General features: G+C 44.3%; 13 protein-coding genes. 5 read left to right on the top strand and 8 right to left on the bottom strand.

All coding sequences use genetic code 11. The features are described 5' to 3' along the window. Window positions 1-10: 10 nt before the first annotated feature. Window positions 11-403 (bottom strand): secondary thiamine-phosphate synthase enzyme YjbQ, encoded by a 393-nt coding sequence (locus N4A56_RS01210; protein WP_295544461.1) that lies wholly within the window; start codon window positions 401-403, stop codon window positions 11-13. Window positions 404-633: 230 nt separating this feature from the next. Between N4A56_RS01210 and selB the strand changes: the two genes are divergently transcribed. Next, window positions 634-2,559, top strand: a complete 1,926-nt coding sequence (gene selB / locus N4A56_RS01205; protein ID WP_295544459.1) for a selenocysteine-specific translation elongation factor — start codon at window positions 634-636, stop codon at window positions 2,557-2,559. 169 nt (window positions 2,560-2,728) lie between these two features. On the opposite strand, the gene N4A56_RS01200 is transcribed toward selB, so the two are convergent. Both N4A56_RS01200 and N4A56_RS01195 read right to left on the bottom strand, forming a co-directional pair. Beyond that, the gene (locus N4A56_RS01200; RefSeq protein WP_295544457.1) at window positions 2,729-4,219 is read right to left on the bottom strand and encodes an inorganic phosphate transporter; all 1,491 of its coding nucleotides are present in this window, start codon (window positions 4,217-4,219) and stop codon (window positions 2,729-2,731) included. Between the two features lie 12 nt (window positions 4,220-4,231). Continuing rightward, the gene (locus tag N4A56_RS01195; protein WP_293671737.1) at window positions 4,232-4,879 is read right to left on the bottom strand and encodes a DUF47 family protein; all 648 of its coding nucleotides are present in this window, start codon (window positions 4,877-4,879) and stop codon (window positions 4,232-4,234) included. Window positions 4,880-5,049: 170 nt separating this feature from the next. Between N4A56_RS01195 and N4A56_RS01190 the strand changes: the two genes are divergently transcribed. After that, on the top strand, window positions 5,050-7,206 hold the full coding sequence (locus N4A56_RS01190; RefSeq protein ID WP_295544454.1) for an EAL domain-containing protein: 2,157 nt from the start codon (window positions 5,050-5,052) through the stop codon (window positions 7,204-7,206). Window positions 7,207-7,326: 120 nt separating this feature from the next. Here the strand turns inward: N4A56_RS01190 and N4A56_RS01185 are convergent, their stop codons facing one another. Then, entirely contained in the window at window positions 7,327-7,956 is a 630-nt protein-coding gene (locus tag N4A56_RS01185; RefSeq protein ID WP_293671740.1) for a phosphatase PAP2 family protein, read from the bottom strand. Between the two features lie 370 nt (window positions 7,957-8,326). On the opposite strand from N4A56_RS01185, the gene N4A56_RS01180 reads away from it, so the two are divergent. Then, complete coding sequence (locus tag N4A56_RS01180; protein WP_295544452.1) at window positions 8,327-10,087, top strand: chloride channel protein; 1,761 nt, start codon at window positions 8,327-8,329, stop codon at window positions 10,085-10,087. Window positions 10,088-10,841: 754 nt separating this feature from the next. Then, the gene (locus N4A56_RS01175; RefSeq protein WP_295544450.1) at window positions 10,842-11,207 is read left to right on the top strand and encodes a diacylglycerol kinase; all 366 of its coding nucleotides are present in this window, start codon (window positions 10,842-10,844) and stop codon (window positions 11,205-11,207) included. Window positions 11,208-11,425: 218 nt separating this feature from the next. On the opposite strand, the gene N4A56_RS01170 is transcribed toward N4A56_RS01175, so the two are convergent. The 4 genes from N4A56_RS01170 to N4A56_RS01155 form a co-directional block, all read right to left on the bottom strand. Continuing rightward, window positions 11,426-11,998: a DinB family protein gene (locus N4A56_RS01170; protein WP_293671745.1), complete on the bottom strand. Its 573-nt coding sequence runs from the start codon at window positions 11,996-11,998 to the stop codon at window positions 11,426-11,428. Between the two features lie 811 nt (window positions 11,999-12,809). Beyond that, window positions 12,810-13,223 carry a DUF523 domain-containing protein gene (locus N4A56_RS01165; protein WP_295544447.1) on the bottom strand — a complete coding sequence of 138 codons (414 nt, stop codon included), beginning with the start codon at window positions 13,221-13,223 and terminating at the stop codon, window positions 12,810-12,812. A gap of 159 nt (window positions 13,224-13,382) precedes the next feature. Next, window positions 13,383-14,729 carry a glutamine synthetase family protein gene (locus tag N4A56_RS01160; RefSeq protein WP_293671749.1) on the bottom strand — a complete coding sequence of 449 codons (1,347 nt, stop codon included), beginning with the start codon at window positions 14,727-14,729 and terminating at the stop codon, window positions 13,383-13,385. Between the two features lie 325 nt (window positions 14,730-15,054). After that, window positions 15,055-17,235, bottom strand: a complete 2,181-nt coding sequence (locus N4A56_RS01155) for a glutamine synthetase III (protein ID WP_295544445.1) — start codon at window positions 17,233-17,235, stop codon at window positions 15,055-15,057. A gap of 530 nt (window positions 17,236-17,765) precedes the next feature. On the opposite strand from N4A56_RS01155, the gene N4A56_RS01150 reads away from it, so the two are divergent. Further along, entirely contained in the window at window positions 17,766-19,550 is a 1,785-nt protein-coding gene (locus N4A56_RS01150; RefSeq protein WP_295544443.1) for a GNAT family N-acyltransferase, read from the top strand. Window positions 19,551-19,624 lie beyond the last annotated feature (74 nt).

The raw sequence follows: 19,624 nt of genomic DNA, 5'->3' as shown, positions 1-19,624 counted from the left end.
TCTTTGATTGCTAGCCCATAAATTTAATCCAGAGTTTCCGGTTTCTTGCTCCATCAAATTCACAGAAATAGATAGATTGCCATGTGCCGAGCTGTATTCGCCCGTCTTCAACAATAAGCATTTGTTCACAGCCGAACATACTTGATTTGATGTGAGCATCGCTGTTGCCTTCCATGTGCAGATAGTCCCCAGTATGCGGCACAAGCTTTCGCATGTTTACTGTGATATCCCGTGCCACATCGGGGTCGGCTCCCTCATTAACGGTGACAGCACCAGTTGTGTGCGGGCAATAGAGCAGAAGAATACCGTCTTCCCAGTTGTTTTCAGTAACAAGGGTCTGTACCCTTGATGTTATATCAATAAGTTCTTCGCGGGTGGTTGTGCGTATTTCAAGTAATTCCATAGAGTCTCTCTCTGTGATGCGTTGAATGTGTTGCTCTAGACATAGCATGATGGTGCGAAATTTACCATTAGCGGCGAATAGTTGAGGAGTTGGATTTTTTTCAATACAACATACAATCCTTTTGGCAGCACGCGCCGCTGCTGGAAGCAATACAACAAAAGTTTGCGCTGCTGAGAGTAGATTGAATTTCTGCTATCAGCATCAATCAGGAATTATCCCAAGGAGTATCTATGCCTGTTGTAATGGGCACTGCCGGACATATTGACCATGGTAAAACGACGCTTGTTAAAACTCTTACCGGAATTGATTGTGACAGACTGGAAGAAGAAAAGAAGCGCGGGATAACCATTGAATTAGGTTTTGCATTCTTCGATTTGCCTGATGGGGGCAAAATGGGGATTGTGGATGTTCCGGGGCACGAAAAATTTGTTAAGAACATGGTTGCAGGTGCATCAGGTATCGATTTTGTGATGCTTGTTATCGCTGCTGATGAAGGTGTAATGCCGCAGACGCGTGAGCATTTGGAAATTTGTTCTCTCCTTGGTATACCGACAGGTTTTGTTGCGCTCACAAAAACCGATATGGTGGATGAAGAGTGGCTAGAGCTGGTTCAAGAAGATGTAAAGGCGTTCTTAGAAGGTTCATTCCTTGAAGACGCGCCTATTTTCCCTGTTTCATCACAAACAGGTGACGGCTTGGACACAGTACGCGCCCACATTGCTCAGATGGAGCAGGAGTTAAAACCACAGCGCCGCTCCGACCTCTTCCGTATGCCTGTAGATAGAACCTTTACCATGCGTGGTCATGGAACTGTTGTGACGGGCACGATGGTTTCCGGTTCTCTCAAAATTGGCGAAGAGGTGCGTTTTTACCCTCACGAGCGCACAGGTAAAGTGCGCGGTTTGCAGAGTCACGGCAGCGCTGTAGAAGTTGCTCCGGCTGGTAAACGAACCGCGATAAATATTGCTGGTGTTGAAGTTGCAGATGTTCATAGAGGTGATGTCTTAGCCTTACCTGAAACGCTGTTCCCTTCCGATACATGGCACATTGAGCTGACGTGCCTTTCTTCTTCTCCATCGCCGCTAAAAAATCGTACAGAAATTCACTTCCATCATGGTGCGCGGGATGTTCTGGCGCGTTTGTATTTCCCTGATCGTGATAAGCTTATGTCGGGTGAAACAGCTATCTGTGAAGTGCGATTCCCTGAACCAATGGTCGGTGTTGCGAATGACCGTTGTGTTGTGCGGTCATTTTCGCCGTTACGTACCGTTGCAGGTGGCAAATTGTTGCATCCGGAAGCAGAACGTTTGCGTAAGAAAAATCCACATTACGATGTGATCTGGAACAGCTTGCAAGAATTACCGAAGGCAGAGCCGGAAGACAGGGTGCGTCTGCACCTTGCAATGGCAGCAGAAAAAGGACTGTCCTTCACACGCCTTTGTATTTTTACTGATATTGAAACGAAGAAGCTTGAAAAGATTCTCAATCTATTTGGCGGTAAGCAGGAAGCTCTTTGTTTTGATAAAGAGGAACGCCAATATATTGCAGGTTCGGTGCTGACCGAACTTTCAGAAAGTTGCATCGAGTTTATGGCGACATTCCATAAAAATGAACCAATGAAGGCGGGGCTTTCCCGCGGTATGCTTGCATCCGGCTGGGGTAAACATCTTTCGCCTAAGTTGGTACATTTCCTTGTAGAACGTCTTATTAAAGGTAAACAGATTGCCGTTGATGGTGATGTTCTTCGTTTGCCGACACACAAAGTTTCTATGGCAGCAGATCAGGAAGGCTTACGGAAAGCTATTCTTGAAGCGTATGAGAAAGGTGGAATTACTCCGCCAAATCTCAAAGAGGTTCTTGAGCCGCTTGAAGTAGAGGTTAAAGAAGCACTTCCTGTACTTCGGCTTATGGAAGAAAAAGGCGAGATGGTTAAGGTGAAAGACACGCTGTACTACCATGCTCCGGCGTTAGAAAAAGTAAAAGCAATGGTGTGTGAATATCTTTCTAGCCATGATGATATGGGACCAGCGCAATTACGTGACCTTACGGGGCTTTCTCGTAAGTATGCCATTCCATTGCTTGAATATTTCGACCGTGTGCGCGTGACAATGCGCATTGGTGACAAACGTCAGTTGCGTGGTACTGGTGGTGCATAAGCAACTATGTTGGTGATGCGCAGCTGCTATCCATAGTATTTCCATAGGTAAAAAAAGACTCTCCTCATTTGAGGAGAGTCTTTTTTTTGCAGGTAGCATTGAGTAAGCCACGCTTGGCATTTCTTCAGTTTGAAGAGGGCACAGTGGAGTGGCTGGTGATACTCAAGGGTTATAAGCCGTCTGCATCCTGACTATGCAGTTTTGAATCAAGGTACTTGAATTTGGCATCAAGTCTTTTGTTATGCTCCTCATCTGTGCTGGAATAGCGCCATAGCGGAGACATTTCACCTAACACTTCTTTAAGTCTCCAGCTGTGCACAAAGACTTGTCCAGAAAGCTCTTTGAGTACGGTTAATTCAGCTTCTGTGAGTTTTTTTGTATCAAGTCTGCCGATAATTTTTGGTGAAAGCCGCAAGGAGTCACGTCGTGAATAGAACATAATTTTGCGGATAGCTTCTGGCTGTTCGCCGAGTCTGGCTACTAAAGCTTTGCGGAAGGCAGCAGCATTCGGGAACCGTTCTAGCCAGAGGTCGTCAATCTGAGTGAGTGTTTCCTGTGTTATGCCATCTTCTTCTGTAATTTTGTCCCACGCGCTTGATGTAAGCTCATATGACACAGGCTTGAACGTTGTCTGCTGGAAAACGTTTTGCAGGAAGAACAGGCAAACAAAGCAGATTGTTGCAGCCATCAGTGGGGTAAGAATCCATCCAAAAGCGATGTTTGAAAGTGATCGCCAGCGGATGCTTCTGCCGCCCTTTAGAAGACCGATTCCGACAATTGCACCGATGGTAGCCTGTGAACTGGAAACCGGAACAAGCGGAATTGCTGGTAACCCAAGTGACACAGAGAAATCTGAGAGTCCTTGCGATGACAGCATGAACAGAACAAGGGAGTTCGCCATAACCACAACAAATGATGCAACAGGAGAGAGCTTCACAATGCCGTCGCCGACAAGCATCATTGTTCTGTGAGAATACGTAAAAATACCAACGGAAACAGCGAGTCCACCAAGGAAGAACAGCTGTTGAGTAGCGGAAAGCACCACGCCGGGGAAAAGTTGTATTGGCTGCAAGTTTGCTACGGGAATAAATACCCCCATAACGTTCGCCATGTTGTTTGCACCAAGGGCGTAGGAGCCGAATGCACCAGCAAGAATGAGTCCCCATCGGGTCATTCCGTCCAGCGTAAAAATGTGTAGTTGAGCGGCTTTAATTATTCCGGCGATACACTTATAGAGCAGGATTGAAAAGACAGCAGCAAGGGCAGGGCACGCAACCCATGTGAGCATGATTTTACTAAGCACTGTCGGGTCGGTGGCAGAGCCGCTGAAGAAGTTCCAGCCCACGACAGCACCAACAATTGCTTGCGATGTTGAAACAAGGCAGCCAGCTTTTACAAGCATGTACACGGTAATTGCTGCGGAGAAAGCAACCATAAACGCACCGGCGAGAGCATTTACTGCGCCGAGCTTACCAAGTGTATGGGCAGTACCGGCACCACTATAGACAGCGCCGACGATAACACAGAGAGAGCTGATGATTGCAGCGGTTCTGAACCGCACCATACGCGAGCCTACAGCAGCCCCGAAGACGTTTGCAGCATCGTTTGCGCCCAGCGACCAGCCAAGAAAAAGCCCGCTGGATAAGAATACAGGCAACATAGGCAACCGTCCTTAGAGCATGCGCTTGATAACGTAAATGGTGAGTCTGTCTGCCACGTCTTCTGCTTTATCAGCAATTTGAGCAACCTGACGGACTAGATCTTTCAGCTGGGCTTTATGGCACAGACTCAAATCGTCACGGCGGTATATGTTCATAAGCATGCGGGTTGTGACTTTGTCCGACTCACTTTCCCAGTAAGATACTTTATGGAGATGGTCGGAAACGTCTGAGCTGCGGAAAAAAGAGCGTGCAGAACGTACGATTGCTTCTACTGATTCTACAGAATACAAAACGAGTTCTTGCATGTCATCGTGTGATTTGTACGGAATTTCCGGCAGCTCAATTTGAAATTGCCATAGAACTTCTTTACAACAATCTAACAGCGTATCCATCTGTTCTAAAAGTTGTAAAACATCACCACGGGACTCTGGAATAAGTGTTTTGAGATACAGTTGACGTTCAATAGCACGTCGCATCTCGTCTCCGTGGTGTTCAACAGTAGAAATCTGTTCAAGCTTTTCTTCGAACTGGTCATGTTTTTCGTCAATGTAGAACCCCACCCCTTGTTTGAACAACAAAGATGCTTCACTGACTTGGTCTAAAAATTCATCAATACGCTTTTTTAATCCAATTTGCTTTCGCAGTACGCTGTGTGCCATATTTTCTCCAGTATAAGAATTGCGTGTAACAATTTCTTTTCAGTGTCTAGTATTCCATGTAATATGCGCGAAATAGCTTTCGCACGATTGTTCTGTACATATGTATGTTGTTGCAGCGATGGTTGCTCTATTCATTGCTACGTAGCGAGAGAGACAGAGGGGTGAAACGCATGCAAGGGGAAACATTGCATCTACTAATCATAGATGATGATACAATATTACGCCGCAATATTTCGGTTTATTTCGAAGACAGCGGCTTTTTAGTGACGCAGGCCTGCAACGGTACCGAAGGGATAAAACTTTTTTCACAACAGCAGCCGGACATAGTTATTGCTGATTTAATTATGCCGGAAACCGGGGGGCTTGAGGTTGTTGAGTATGTGAAAAAAGTTGCGCCGTATGTGCCTGTAATAGTTATTTCCGGTGTAAATTTAGTTGATGAAGCCGTGCGGGCGTTGAAAAACGGTGCGTGGGAATTCATCACCAAGCCGATAATAGATCATGGTGTTTTAGACCATGCCGTTAAAAAATGCCTTGAACGGGCTAACTTTCTACTCGAACGCAGCCAGTACCATGCGTTGCTGGAATCTCGTTTAGAAACACATTCTTCTCAATTAAAGTCGACAAATGACCAGCTTAATCGCTACCAACAATTATTGCGGTCAAATAGCAGTTTTGTAAACAACCTTGTTGAAGCAATTCCAAGTCCTTTATATATTAGTGATAAAAACTTTGTATGCATTGATTGCAATAAAGCTTTTTGCGAGATGCTCCAGCGTGAGAAACATCAGGTTATAAACAGCCGTATTCCTGACTTACTTTCCGCAAACCAACCTTGTGTGGATGCCTTATGCAGCAATGTTATAGAGAACAATAATACAGGTGATTGTGAGATTACCTATATAAATGAAGATAATACGATATCTTATTATATGCTGTATCGTAGCTCTGTGATTAGTGAAACTGAAGGCGAATTGAGCACCTTAGGTATATTATACAATATTACAGAGCTTAAAATTCAAAAAGAACTTGTCGCTCACCAAGCCTATCATGATGAGCTTACAACGTTGCCTAACCGCTTATACATGATGAATTATCTGCACGAAGTGCTAGAGAAGGATTCTGGTAATACCAAATTTTGTATCCTCTTCATCGATGTAGATAACTTTAAGCGTATTAATGATAGCCTTGGACACGACCTTGGGGATGAGCTGTTAAAGCTTGTTGCTGTGCGTTTGAAAACAGTTTTTCTTGAAAAAGGGAAAGTTGCTCGTGTTGGTGGCGATGAGTTTATTGCTTTACTTCCTGAAGTTACGGAAGAAAGAATTATTGAAAAGCATGCTGAACATCTTAATGCCATATTTAAAGAACCATTTTTTGTGGCGTCTCATGAGTTGTACCTGTCTGTAACTGTGGGGATTACTTGCTATCCTGATGATGGACATGATGCGAATACACTGCTGACTCGAAGCGATATTGCTATGTATCGCGCCAAGGAAGATAAGCGTTCCAGTTGGATGCGCTTTGATCGTTGCATGCTGGAGCAGGTGACAGAGCGCCTGAAATTAGAGCGGTTAATTCGTGAAGGGCTGGAGCAACGCGAATTTACTCCATACTATCAACCGCGTTTTGATGTGAATACTGGCGAAATAGTAGGTGCAGAGGCTCTTGTTCGCTGGGTTCGGTTGGATGGCAGTATTGGCAATCCAGCTGATTTTATTCCGGTGGCGGAAGAAACAGGGCTTATTCGTGAGCTTGGAGAGCAGGTATTACTTGATTCGTGCAAACAAATGCATGCATGGCATACTGAAGGATACGCAAACTTAGTATTGTCTGTGAATATTTCTGCTGTACAGTTCACTGAAGATTTATACGATACTGTCAGCAATGCTATCAAGGTATCTCAAATTGATCCGCTCAAACTGGAGCTTGAGATTACCGAAACAATTATGATGAAGAATGTTGAAAAGACAGCGCAGATTTTACGTGAACTAGCCGAGCTAGGTGTTAAGATTGTTATTGATGACTTTGGCACCGGTTATTCTTCATTGTATTATCTTAAAATGTTCCCGATCGACATTTTGAAAATTGATCGCATGTTTATTGATGGTATCCCTGAAAATGAAAATGATGGAAACATTGTGTCTGCGATTCTCTCCATGGCAAAGCAGATGAAATTATCTGTGGTGGCAGAAGGTGTTGAGACAGAAGAGCAGCTTATGTTTTTACAGCAGCATAATTGCGAAGAAGCACAGGGGTATCTGTTGTCCAAACCGAAAGCAGCTATGGATTTTGCTGAGTTGCTAGGTTGTGAGAAAACGGGTTAATTTCTTGCAGAGGGTAGCCTGCTCCTAATCACCTTTTTTATAGTGGTGTGGAGTCAGAACGGATGGATACAAGTTGAAAAGCCAATAAAAAGGGTGGAGTTAGTAACTCCACCCTTTTTATTATGGTCGATATGGTATCCGGTATTCTTTTGGTGCGCCCCACGTTTCGTAGAGCCGTTTGAGTATCAGCTTCCAAAGGAGATAACTGACGCATAACCCGAAACACCAACCTGTAATCACGTCTAACGGGTAATGCTTTGCTAGATAAATGCGCGAGTACCCGATGAGCAAAGGCAGTATCCACAAAAAAGATCTCAGCTTAGGCCAGATGAGCATTGCCATTACAACTGCTGCGGTTGAGTTGGACGCATGTCCGGAAAAAAATGATGAGCCGTGTGTGTCTGTTTGGATAAAGTTTGCGGGGCGTTGCAGCCATTCACTTTTCTTGTAGTCATAATGGTATGACTGTGCCACTGCGTCTTTAGGACGCACACGTCCGGCAATGTCTTTGACAATGTTGGTGCCAATATCATTTATACCAACCGCGATACCGATAAATGCGAATCCGAGTAACAGTTGGCGCCATTTTTTACTTTTTTTCCCGATCATTAAAAAAAGCGGGGTTGCGATAAGCCAAATAAGTTTTCGGTCTGAAACAATAGGCATAAGCACATCGAGCACGCCGTTGCGCCATTGCATATTAATCAGTTTAAAAAGGGCTAAATCCCATTCAGGAGTTGGAAACGCCATGTATCCCTCTGGACAGCGGTATCGTTTTGAATGCGATAACAGACTGTGATTTTTATATTTGTATGGAAATAATATGATTTGGAAGTTTGTAGCTTGTTTTTACGCATTGAAAACATCTATTGCAAGTTAAAAACCGCAATACGTACTGTGCTCTGTGTCGCCTTTTAACCATCAGATTTAGCAAAAGTATCATACGACTATTTCAGTTGGTTTGTGAGAAGGCGTGCAGGTACGTTCAAAGCACGATGCTAGGAAGGAAGCTGGATTCAACATATTCTATTCTTTATGAAAAAATATCGAACCTATAGAAGTAAGTGCTAATTTTTGCTATGCTTAGACTAATTTCTATTCACAGCACCGGAGGAGAACTATGCCACAGCAGAATGTGTGCGACTCCCGTCCTTGGTTTGGTGTTTCATCTAGAATCAATGCGCATACCCCAATGCTAGTCTTGGCTCTTGGGGTTGGTGTACTGGCTGGATATGGTTCAGTATTATTTCGCTACGCCATTGATGGTGTTCAGATTCTTTTTTATCATAATGGTTCAGATTTTTTAGCGTTTTATCATACGCTCCCTTGGTATGGGATTGTGCTGCCGCCAGCAATTGGCGGTGCTATAGTAGGGCTGTTGACCTCCAAAGGAGCGCCGGAAGCAAAAGGGCATGGCGTACCGGAAGTTATGGAGGCTGTTGCGTTACGTGACGGCGTAATTCGAAAGCGGGTAGCGGCTGTAAAAATAGCAGCTTCTGCAATATGTATCGGCTCCGGTGGCTCTGTTGGGCGCGAAGGTCCCATTGTGCAGATTGGTTCCAGCATCGGTTCTACCTTAGGACAATTACTTAAAGTAAATAGAAGTAATCAGAGAACGCTGGTGGGGTGCGGCGCAGCAGCTGGCATTGCGGCAACGTTTAATGCTCCGATTGCAGGAATTATGTTTGCTTTGGAAATTTTGCTCGGAGATTTCGGATTCGCATCATTTTCGCCTGTCGTTCTCTCCAGTGTCACGGCTACTGCAATTTCTCGATATTACTTTGGAGATTTTCCAGCGTTTATTTCCCCCGTGTACGAGCTTGGCTCTATATGGGAGCTTGGACTTTTTCCTATTCTCGGGATTGCTTCTGCACTAATTGCTGTATTGTTTGTTGCTACACTGTATAAAATGGAAGATCTTTCTGATCTTATACATATTCCACCAGTGCTTAAAGCTGCTCTTGGTGGTTTGTGCATCGGTGGGATTTTGCTCCTTTTTCCAGAACTAATGGGGGTAGGGTACGGGGCAATTACGTTGTCGCTGATGGATAAAATGGCATGGGGAACAATGCTTATTTTGATCTTCCTCAAAATTTTTGCAACATCACTTACCATCAGTAGTGGAGGAAGCGGAGGCATTTTTGCTCCATCATTGTTTATAGGAGCAATGACAGGCGGAGTGTTCGGTGTTGCTGTGCATTATCTATTTCCGGCTGTTGTTCCTTCTCCGGGGATATTTGCTCTTATTGGGATGGGCGGTCTGGTGGCAGGGACAACATATGCTCCCATCACTGCTATCCTGATTATTTTTGAACTGACAAGTAACTATCATATTATTCTGCCTCTTATGCTCACATGCATTATCAGTACGCTGATTGCCTCATCCATAAGCCCCGGTTCAATTTATACGGTAAAACTTATGCGGCGAGGCGTTGATCTGCGGGATGGCATGGAGCAAAATATTCTTAAAAAATATCGTGTGCGTGATTTAATGCAGATAATGCCGGATACTTTGTATGAGGGCGCGACATTGCAGCAGGTGTTTGAAACATTTCGCAGAAAAAACGCACCGTATCTTCATCTTGTAGATAAAAAAGGTGAATTGAGTGGAATAATCTCGTTTCGCGATTTGCGGAGTGTGCTTGCAGAAGAGTATTTGGAGAATTTGTTGATAGCAAAGGATATTGCCACGACGTGTATTGAAACCGTTGCGAGTGATGATGCGGTGCTTGATGCATTGCATAGAATGGCAGAATTCAGCATATCCCAGCTGCCAGTGGTTAATGTCGAAGGCAAACTAATCGGGACGTTACGAGAGCAGGATGTGCTGGCTGCATATGACCAGTCAGTTGTGGGAATGCAGCTTAAGGATGCAGCATAAGAAAGTAGAATTCGTAAATTCAGGATGCAAGAGCAGTTACCTTGCATCCTTTGTTTCGTGATAAATGATAGTTGTACTAAAGGGATATGTGTTGAGCACGTATAGCTTGCGCACAATTTCTGATTGTAGAAAGAAACTATGCTGGCAAATGCTTATCTCACGTTGTGAATGAAATATGCAATACCAACGTAAGTCAAAATTTGGCTACAATTATCCCAACCCCGGAAGCAGCAGTTTGCGGGGTTGATTTACACGCTTTTTAACTCGTGTCCACGTTTTGGGAGTGCATCCAAAGCGAAACGACCACAGGTCGCAATCAGTTCTTGCGCTGCAAGATCGTACTTCGGAGCGGCTATTGTCAGAGCACATAAGGCAGTATTGACGGATTTGTTGGACAGTACTGCGCTCAGGTGTTTCCGGTTCGGTTCCAAGGCGATAATTGAAAAAGAAACATTCGTTATCTTCGCATTCCTCCACTCGTTTGGAGGAGCCACCCTGACATGTGAGACAGAACCGTCGGATTGCTTTATTTGGTGATACCTTTGCCATATATTGCCTTATCTAACGTTGTTTGCATGTTTACGATACAAACAGTATGTAAATTCTGAAATGTAAAAGTTATATGTAATACGGCAAGTTGGAGTATCTTGCCGTCAATATGAAATTTGTCCTGACAGTGCACAAACTATGATAGCATAATAGTTTAGCAATGTTGCAGTAAACTACATGGATATAATACCGAACAGGGGGCATTGTGCCGATAAAAGATTCAATTGCAACAGGTGTTACACACTTTTTTCAAGCAACAGGTTTTACTATCGAAGGGCTGAAAAGCACGTATCGTTCTGAAATAGCATTTAAACAGGAGGTGTTACTCCTTCCTGTTATACTGCTGGTTGCTTGGCTTCTCTTCGGTTTTCCATCCGCGTTATTGCTGACTAGCATGTGGCTTATAGTCTGTGCTTTTGAGTTATGCAATTCCGCGATTGAAAATATTGCAGATTTAGTGATGCCTGAGAAGAACGAATTTATAAAACGTGCAAAAGATGCAGGTTCTGCCGCCGTCGGGGTTGCTATTGCCGCAAATATTTGTACATGGCTTTATGTGATATTTGTGTAGCAAGGCATGCCAAGTTTTATAGGCTCTTTTTGTTGATGAACGAAGCATGCAGGTGTCATTGAAACAATGATGAGTTAGCGTGGGCAATGTTTGTTTGCGCTCCACCTATAGTTTGTCACACTGATTAATTAAATTTTACGTCGATTTGCCGAAAGAAAAGCCCTGTTTCAAGTGAAGCAGGGCTTTTTCTTTGTGGTGACAAAAAAATTGGTGCGTTGTTACGTGGATGGTTCATACGGCAAATATGGGGTTTCAACATTTAGTTCCATGAATATTTGTGAAAGTTGGAATTCATGCATAACAATGTGGGCAAGGTTTAAGCTCATAGCCTGCTCAATATTCATTGGTCCCGCTATCCTGTGATTGAAGTAATTTTCTGCAAGGCAATCCCGCGGGGCTTGAGTAATGAACGAGCGGAGCCATGTATGGTTTTCTGACCACATGGTAGAAAGCTCATCAATGTCGTATTCACCTTTGGGTATCAATGCTAATTCAGGGACTGGAAGCAACAAGTGTAAATTGAATGCGTATGAGGCAATGGCGTATGAAATTTTATTACCGAAGGTTCTAGAAACTGCTTCCATGTCTTCTGGGTCAGGCAGATTCCCTAATAAAGAGCGCTCGGTCAGGATGATGTGTTCAAGCACCATGATAGGCGACCACCGTTCCTCCCCCGGTGGCTTGCGCCGTAAAATACCCGTGTACTGGTTACTTAGCGAAGACAGTGCTTTTAATAGCTCTGTCTTGTGGTCGTGGGTCGAGTGCATCATGTAGTATAGATTCTGTTCCATTTTGTTATGGTACACAGCCAGTTTTTATAACTTCCATGATTACTCTGAGGGTATTCAGTAGGAGTTTATTTTATGGTGCTGGCAACATCCCGAGAATACTCTCTATCGAATCCAAAATGCCTTTTTGTAAATGGCATTATTAACCACGCAGCCAAGAGTAAGGTTGTGCAAGGGAACAGCAGATAAAAAAAGTGCTCCCCGATACGTGTGATCGGGGAGCGAAGAGGCCTTGCTAAAGGAGGAAATGATGTGGGTTTGTATGAGTGAGTGTGTTTTTATAGTCTCTATATATAAATACAGTAAGTACTGTTAATTGCTCAGTAAGCGGGGGTTGAAAAAATTCACCCCCCGTTGGGACCTGATTAGAAATGGTGAGGAGGTATATCCATTTCTCTTTTTAACCCTGTGCTGTATCAGTGTGGGGGATACAGCTATTTTGCCTTTGCTGGAGGCTATTCAGTCACCCCGGGGTGTAAAGGGGAGCTGAATGAAATAACATAATCATAACGAGGAGTGTTGTACTACGTTGTTTTTCGCATCTGCCACAATGCGGAAAGGAGCAAACTATGTAGTTGAAATGTTATCTACTTTCTCTATGCTGTTACTTTTCTTTAAAGCATACACCGTGCCAAACTTTAAAAGGCATTAAAATTAGTATGTTATGGTTTCTATTGAGTGTCGGTGACTTTTTTATGTGCAAAATGTGCACGTAATCTGGAAAGGATGTGCAATGCAATATGTGCAAAAAATGCACAAGTGCAATTTGATTTTAAGATGTGCACAACGCACGCCAGTGCAGAGGTGCTTTTTGCTAGTCTGTACTTGTTACTTCCAACCCCATTGAAAGCATTTTTTCTGCAAAAAGCCCGTTTCCTTCAATCTTCACTCCTGAAAAAGATCCGTCATAAATTATTCCGGCGCCGCAAGATGGTGACCGTGATTTTAAGATGGCTTTGGTACAGCCTGCCAGTGCTACAAGCTTGCTAGCCTCGTGGACGCCGTTCATCATCTTCTCTGTAATATCAACGCCATCTTTGGTTATTGCCTGTCCATTTTTTAGCTCAAATGGTGTGCGGGGAGTTTCGAAGCCTCCTAGCTGCTCTGGACATAGAGGAAGAGCACGCCCCTCTTTGATGAGCTGCTGTACTTCTTCGTTTGCGGTATGTTCGCCGTCGTACCTGCATTTACAGCCAGCAAGGCAGGCGCTTACTACGTATTCAATCATGATGTCTCCGTGTATTTGTAGTATGTTTGCTAGTTGACACAGCATGTAAGAGTGCTGCGTCACGGTAGTGTACGTATATTTTTTAGATCAGAGATTTTATAGCAAAAAAACAGCCGGTATCTGTTAAGACACCGGCTGCTCTTTTATGTAGGTACTAGGTTATAGAATTGGCAAGTACTTGCGAAGTTCAAACTCAGAGATGTGAGTTCGATATTCATCCCATTCTATGCGCTTGTTGTTCACAAAGTTGGAATGCATGTGTTCGCCGAGAATATTTTTCATCAATTCTGAATTTTTCAGCAACTCGACTGCTTCGAAGAGTGAGCCAGGGAGAGAATCAATGCCTTTTGCTGTGAGGTCTTCTGTTTCCATAGAGAAAATATTTTCTTCAACAGCAGCAGGTAGCTCGTATCCTTTCTCAATACCTTCAAGACCTGCACCCAATGTTGCTGCAAAGCAAAGGTAAGGGTTGGCTGCTGGGTCAGGACTGCGGAGTTCAATACGTGTAGCCTGTTCTTTACCCGGTTTATACATTGGAACACGGATGAGGGAGGAGCGGTTGCATTGCGCCCATGCAATGTACACAGGTGCTTCGTATCCCGGAAGCAGGCGTTTGTAGGAGTTTACCCACTGGTTGGTGATGCAGGTGTATTCCTTTGCATGTTTCAAAAGCCCTGCAATATAGCTGCGTGCTTCAGAAGAAAGGTTATGCGGGTCGTTTGCATCGAAGAAAGCATTCTTGCCGTTTTTAAACAAGGACTGGTGCACATGCATGCCGGAGCCGTTTTCACCGAAAAGCGGCTTAGGCATAAAGGTCGCGTAGTAGCCGTGCTTGCGAGCAATTTCCTTCACTACAACTTTGTAGGTCATAGCAATATCAGCCATGCGGAGTGCTTCGGAATATCTCAGGTCGATTTCGTGCTGTGATGGCGCTACTTCGTGGTGGGAGTATTCAACATCAACGCCCATTTTTTCCAAAGAGAAAATGATTTCGCGGCGTACATCGTTACCCATGTCGAGCGGAGGTGCGTCAAAGTATCCTCCGGAATCAACAGGTTGCGGGTTTTTAGAATCGGTGAAGAGGAAAAATTCAAGCTCCGGCCCAACGTAGTAGGTGTATCCTTTTTGCGCTGCTTTTTCGATGAGCTTACGCAGAATGTAGCGCGGGTCGCCTTCGTACGGAGTTCCGTCCGGATTTTTAATGTCGCAGAACATGCGCGCTACAGGGCGGTCGGATGGACGCCATGAACAAATCTGAAATGTTGTTGCATCTGGATATGCAACCATGTCTGACTCTTCAATACGGGTAAATCCGAGAATGGAAGATCCGTCAAAACCCATACCTTCCTCAAAAGCAGCCTCAAGTTCTTTAGGGGTTACCTGAAAACTTTTGAGCGTACCTAAGATATCTACAAACCAAAATTGAACGAAGCTGATGTTGTGCTCTTTGACTGCACGGATAACATCATCGCCGTTTTTGCAGTTGAACACTGTATATTCTTCCATCACAAAATACCTCCCGATAAGGCTAACCTGCTAATGGTGGACGACAGGAGTGATTGCCATTTTCTGAAAATTTTATCGTAAAGGGGATACATTGAGCTATCTTAAAAAAAGTACGTCTTTTTAAGGCTCTTCCCTGATATTCACGGGCGCATCTTTAAACAGCATCCAAATGAATAGCAAGAAGTTAAAAGCATCCTTGTTTACAAAATTGTCACATAATAGAATTTTTTTCTATAATTTATTCCTGAATATACAAAAAAACTCCCCTGCCTCGTGGAAGACAGGGGAGTAAGATTGCCAATAGGAGGCAAACTATGTGGGATGATTATTTAATGAACAGCATTTCCTGATAGGTAGGCAGAGGCCAGAGGTCATCAGCAACGATTTCTTCAAGCTTGTCTGCGTACTCACGAAGCTCGGACATTACCGGCAATACATCGTTGCACAGGAAGTGTGCATGTTCCTGCTCGCCGCTGTGTGACTGGGTGAGCATTGATTCGAGTTCGTTTGCAGCGGATTCTAATCCATTAAGATTTTCAGTAAGCTTGGTCAGTGGACCGTTAACGCATCCAAGACCGAGTTCTTTCATGTTCAGGCAGTTACGCGCAAGTTCTGTCTGGTAGCGAACAGCAGCAGGGAGAATAGAAGTGCGCGCAAGTTTGATAGCCAGTTCAACTTCTGTCTGAATAGTATTGATGTACTGTTCAAAGAAGATGGAAACGCGGCTGTCGAGTTCGCGACTTGAAAGAACGCCGAAGCTTTCAAATAATGTTACGCTGGATGGGCTGTTCAGTGCTGGCAGTGCTTCCGGTGTGGTTCTCAGGTTTGCAAGACCACGAGTTTTAGCTTCTTCTGCCCATTCTTCAGAGTAGCCGTCACCATTAAATACAACAGCGTCGTGTTCCTGAAGAATTTCCTGAATAACTTTAGTTACTGCGTCGTTGAGTTCCCAGTTTTCGCTGTACATGAGATTTTCAAGACGGTTAGCAATGTAATCCAGTGAATCAGAAAGAATGGTGTTCAATACCAGCTGTGCACCTGCGATAGACTGACTGGAGCCAACTGCACGGAATTCAAAACGGTTGCCAGTAAATGCAAACGGGCTTGTGCGGTTACGGTCACCAGCATCCATAGGCAGTGGTGGGAGTGTATCAACACCAACACGCAGAATACCTTTGGCTTTAGAAGTAACTTCATCACCTTTTTTGATGTGCTCAAAAATGTCAGCAAGCTGGTCGCCGAGGAAGATAGACATAATCGCAGGCGGTGCTTCGTTAGCTCCGAGACGATGGTCGTTACTTGCGCATGCTACGCTGGAGCGGAGCAGGGAACCGTGTTTGTGTACAGCACGGATCATTGCAGAGCAGAACAACAGGAACTGAGCATTTTCATGCGGGGTTTCACCCGGCTCAAAAAGGCTGCCGAATTTGCCGTTACCGATGGAGTAGTTCAGGTGTTTACCGGAACCGTTAATACCTGCAAACGGTTTTTCGTGCATGAGGCACGCCATACCGTAGCGTTTTGCAACGCTTTTCATCACGCTCATAATCATCTGGTTATGGTCGTTTGCAAGGTTGGAATCTTCAAACATCGGTGCAATTTCGTACTGCCCCGGTGCTACTTCGTTGTGACGAGTTTTAACAGGTACACCAAGTTTGTAGAGTTCGCGCTCTGCTTCAATCATAAATGCGAGTACGCGCTTAGGAATAGTACCGAAGTAGTGGTCATCCTGTTCCTGACCTTTGGCAGGCTTTGCACCAAAGAGTGTGCGTCCGGCAAGGTACAGGTCTGGACGTGAGAAGTAGAAGTTGCGGTCTACAAGGAAGTATTCCTGTTCAACACCGGCGTAGTTCTGAATGCGACCGAAATCGTCGTGACCGAGCAGTTTCAGCAGACGGCTTGCCTGTGTATGTACTGCCTGGTTTGAACGAAGAAGTGGAGTCTTTTTATCCAGTGCTTCGCCTGTCCATGAAACAAACGCAGTAGGGATACACAGGAAAACGCCATTGTCATTTTCCAGAAGGTACGCAGGGTTCGTTAAATCCCATGCTGTGTAACCGCGTGCTTCAAATGTTGTGCGCAGTCCACCGTTAGGGAAGCTGGATGCGTCAGGTTCACCCTGAATAAGAGTAGAGCCGGAGAACTGAGCGATTGCGCCACCGCGTCCGTCTGGCTCAAGGAAGCTGTCATGCTTCTCAGCAGTAAGACCGGTCAGCGGGTAAAATACGTGTGTGTAGTGTGTGGCTCCGCGTGAGAGTGCCCACTCTTTCATTGCAGAAGCTACCGCATCCGCAATGGATGGGTCCATCTGTTCACCATTTTCAATTGTGCGTTTGAGAGATTTGAAAACAGCCTTTGGAAGGTGTTCCTGCATGACTTTGTCATTGAACACGTTACAACCAAAAAGGTTGGTTGGCTTTTCTTCCATGAAGTTTAAAGGTTTGCTTGTTGATGTTGTGTTGTTTACTGCCGAAATGGCATTAAGTCTTGCTAACGATCCACTCATGAAAATCTCTCCTTTGGACTGATTCGCGCAATATAATGGTACACGCTGCTTGTAAGCGTGTGCGTTTTGCTTTGCGAAAATATAAAGCATGGATAGTGCCAATCCTGTAAAATCAAGTTGTTACAGAAAATGCCCTTTCCTGTTAAAAGGTTTTTATGACAATTTTGTAATAAAGTAAACTCTGAAATCAGCTGTTTTGACAATATTGTCAAATGTAGTGTCTATAGGTCGTGCTTGTGTGTTTGTTAAATTACAAATTTGTTATTTATACAAATAACAGGCTGGTACTTTATAAAAAATATGGGGCAAAGTGCATTTGAGCGTAACAAAGAAAATGCATGGGCTAATTTTTTTCAAACTTGTAATGCTTTGTAATAAAAGATTTTTTATCGATTAAAATACTAAAAACCGCTACACAAATGGAACAGCGGTGTAATAATTTTACTCTATTATCCTGAAATATAGTATATGATGGAAGCACATCTAGTAACCGCAGTGTCGTTAGTGAATTTAGCCTTGAGAGGTTGGCTATGATGAGACGGAGCATTGAGCACGGAAATATTGACCTTAATTTTATCCCGCCTAGGGTTAAAAAAGTTTTGGCGCCGATCAAAAAGCCGTTGATGCATGTTACTCGTGTTGATGGTTTGGTTAATGTTTATGATAGCATATCAAGAAGGGAAAATCCCCTTGATTTTTGTCAGAATGGACTTGAATTACTCAATATTCAAGTTGAGGCCATTGGCAAAGGCTTGAGTGATATACCGTTAAACAAGCCTTTGGTGATTGTTTCTAACCATCCGTTTGGCGGTATCGACGGGCTTGCGCTTATGGCGGAGCTGCTGCCGCTACGTCCAGACTGTAAGTTTCTTGCTAATTTTATGCTTGGTGTCATGCCTGAACTGCGCCCTTGTATGATAGAAGTCAATCCTTTTGAGACAAAGGAAGCGCGACGATCCAATATTCGGGGGCTTCGCAGTGCTATTTCACATGTTGCGGAAGGCGGAAGCCTTGCTGTTTTTCCTGCCGGAGAGGTCTCCCATCTTCAGCCAAAGATGGGCGGTATTGTTGATCCTGTCTGGAATAGAAGTGTAGCGCGTATCATCCGTAAAACGAATGCAGATGTTTTGCCGCTCTATTTCCACGGGCGAAATAGTCTGTTCTTTAATATGATGGGGATGGTGCATCCCTTTGCACGAACAGCTCTGCTGCCAGCTCAGCTGTACAATAAGCGTAATAAAAAAATTACCTACAGCGTCGGCAATATTATTCCGTCTAACATGCTAAAAACATTTGCCACTGAAGATGATGTGATAAATTACTTGCGCGTTCGCAGCTATTCTCTTGCCAAACAACCGGCTGCAAAAAAGTTCTTCATTCCGTTTAAAAAAGAAAAAGATCAGATGGAGATTGCTGAAGCGCGTCCACATGATTTGTTGTTGCGAGAGATTGCAAATCTTCCTGAAGAGCAAATTCTCGTCAAAGAGAATGGATTTACTGTTTTTGAAGCGCAGGCGTTCCAAATTCCGAATATGCTGCATGATCTCGGCAGACTTCGTGAATTTACCTTCCGCCCTGTAGGGGAAGGGACGGGGCTTGATTTAGACCTCGATACCTATGACTATGAATACGATCATTTAATTCTTTGGGATGATGTAAAAGAATGTATTGCTGGTGCATATCGTCTTGGCTGTACGGATAAGATAGTGCCACGCAGTGGTGTGAAAGGTATGTATTGCAGCACGTTGTTCAAGTTTAAGCCAGAATTCTTCAAGCGCTTTGAGCATGCTGTGGAGCTAGGACGCGCTATTGTGCATCCTGAGTATCAGCGTGACTACAGTCCTCTTATGCTGCTTTGGAAAGGCATTGGGCAATATATTTTACGTCGCCCGGGTTCCCGCTATCTATTTGGTCCTTGCAGTCTGCCACTTGAGTTCAATCCATTTACGCTTGTAACAGCCGTGAATTATTTGAAAGAGCATCATATCGATGGTGAGCTATCATCACTCGTGGCAGGAAAAAAATCTCCGAAATTGAAATTGCCGAAGGGTATCCCGTCAGCGTTAAATATTTCAGACCTTAGTTTTACCGGACTTAACGGGCTGGTCAGGGATATGGAAGACGGAAGAACCATGCCGATTCTCTTTAAACACTACTTGCGTCTAGCAGGGAAAATAGGTGCGTTCCACGTTGACAGCGCGTTTGGCAGTCTGGATGCGTTTCTTATGATTGATCTTTCGGAAACACCGTTACGGACGCTTAAACGATACCTTGGTGCTGACGAAGCTGTGCAGCTTGTTGAATCGTTCAGGTAAGTTTGTTGGTGCTGTGAATCAGTGCCGTGGTGGTTCGCTACGTGCTCGCAATGTGCGAAGATGCTATCTTTTGC

This window comes from Halodesulfovibrio sp. (assembly GCF_025210605.1).
GTDB lineage: Bacteria > Desulfobacterota > Desulfovibrionia > Desulfovibrionales > Desulfovibrionaceae > Halodesulfovibrio.
The sequence above is the reverse complement of the archived record's forward strand: the minus strand, read 5'-3'. Positions and strand labels throughout refer to the sequence as shown.

Bases quoted from the DNA above. Each gene is read 5' to 3' on its own strand.
- N4A56_RS01200 (WP_295544457.1), bottom strand. From the start codon at position 4,219: ATGTTGCCTGTATTCTTATCCAGCGGGCTTTTTCTTGGCTGGTCGCTG.
- N4A56_RS01160 (WP_293671749.1), bottom strand. From the start codon at position 14,729: ATGGAAGAATATACAGTGTTCAACTGCAAAAACGGCGATGATGTTATC.
- N4A56_RS01185 (WP_293671740.1), bottom strand. From the start codon at position 7,956: ATGGCGTTTCCAACTCCTGAATGGGATTTAGCCCTTTTTAAACTGATT.
- N4A56_RS01180 (WP_295544452.1), top strand. From the start codon at position 8,327: ATGCCACAGCAGAATGTGTGCGACTCCCGTCCTTGGTTTGGTGTTTCA.
- N4A56_RS01210 (WP_295544461.1), bottom strand. From the start codon at position 403: ATGGAATTACTTGAAATACGCACAACCACCCGCGAAGAACTTATTGAT.
- N4A56_RS01150 (WP_295544443.1), top strand. From the start codon at position 17,766: ATGATGAGACGGAGCATTGAGCACGGAAATATTGACCTTAATTTTATC.
- N4A56_RS01190 (WP_295544454.1), top strand. From the start codon at position 5,050: ATGCAAGGGGAAACATTGCATCTACTAATCATAGATGATGATACAATA.
- N4A56_RS01165 (WP_295544447.1), bottom strand. From the start codon at position 13,223: ATGATTGAATACGTAGTAAGCGCCTGCCTTGCTGGCTGTAAATGCAGG.
- N4A56_RS01155 (WP_295544445.1), bottom strand. From the start codon at position 17,235: ATGAGTGGATCGTTAGCAAGACTTAATGCCATTTCGGCAGTAAACAAC.
- selB (WP_295544459.1), top strand. From the start codon at position 634: ATGCCTGTTGTAATGGGCACTGCCGGACATATTGACCATGGTAAAACG.
- N4A56_RS01195 (WP_293671737.1), bottom strand. From the start codon at position 4,879: ATGGCACACAGCGTACTGCGAAAGCAAATTGGATTAAAAAAGCGTATT.
- N4A56_RS01170 (WP_293671745.1), bottom strand. From the start codon at position 11,998: ATGGAACAGAATCTATACTACATGATGCACTCGACCCACGACCACAAG.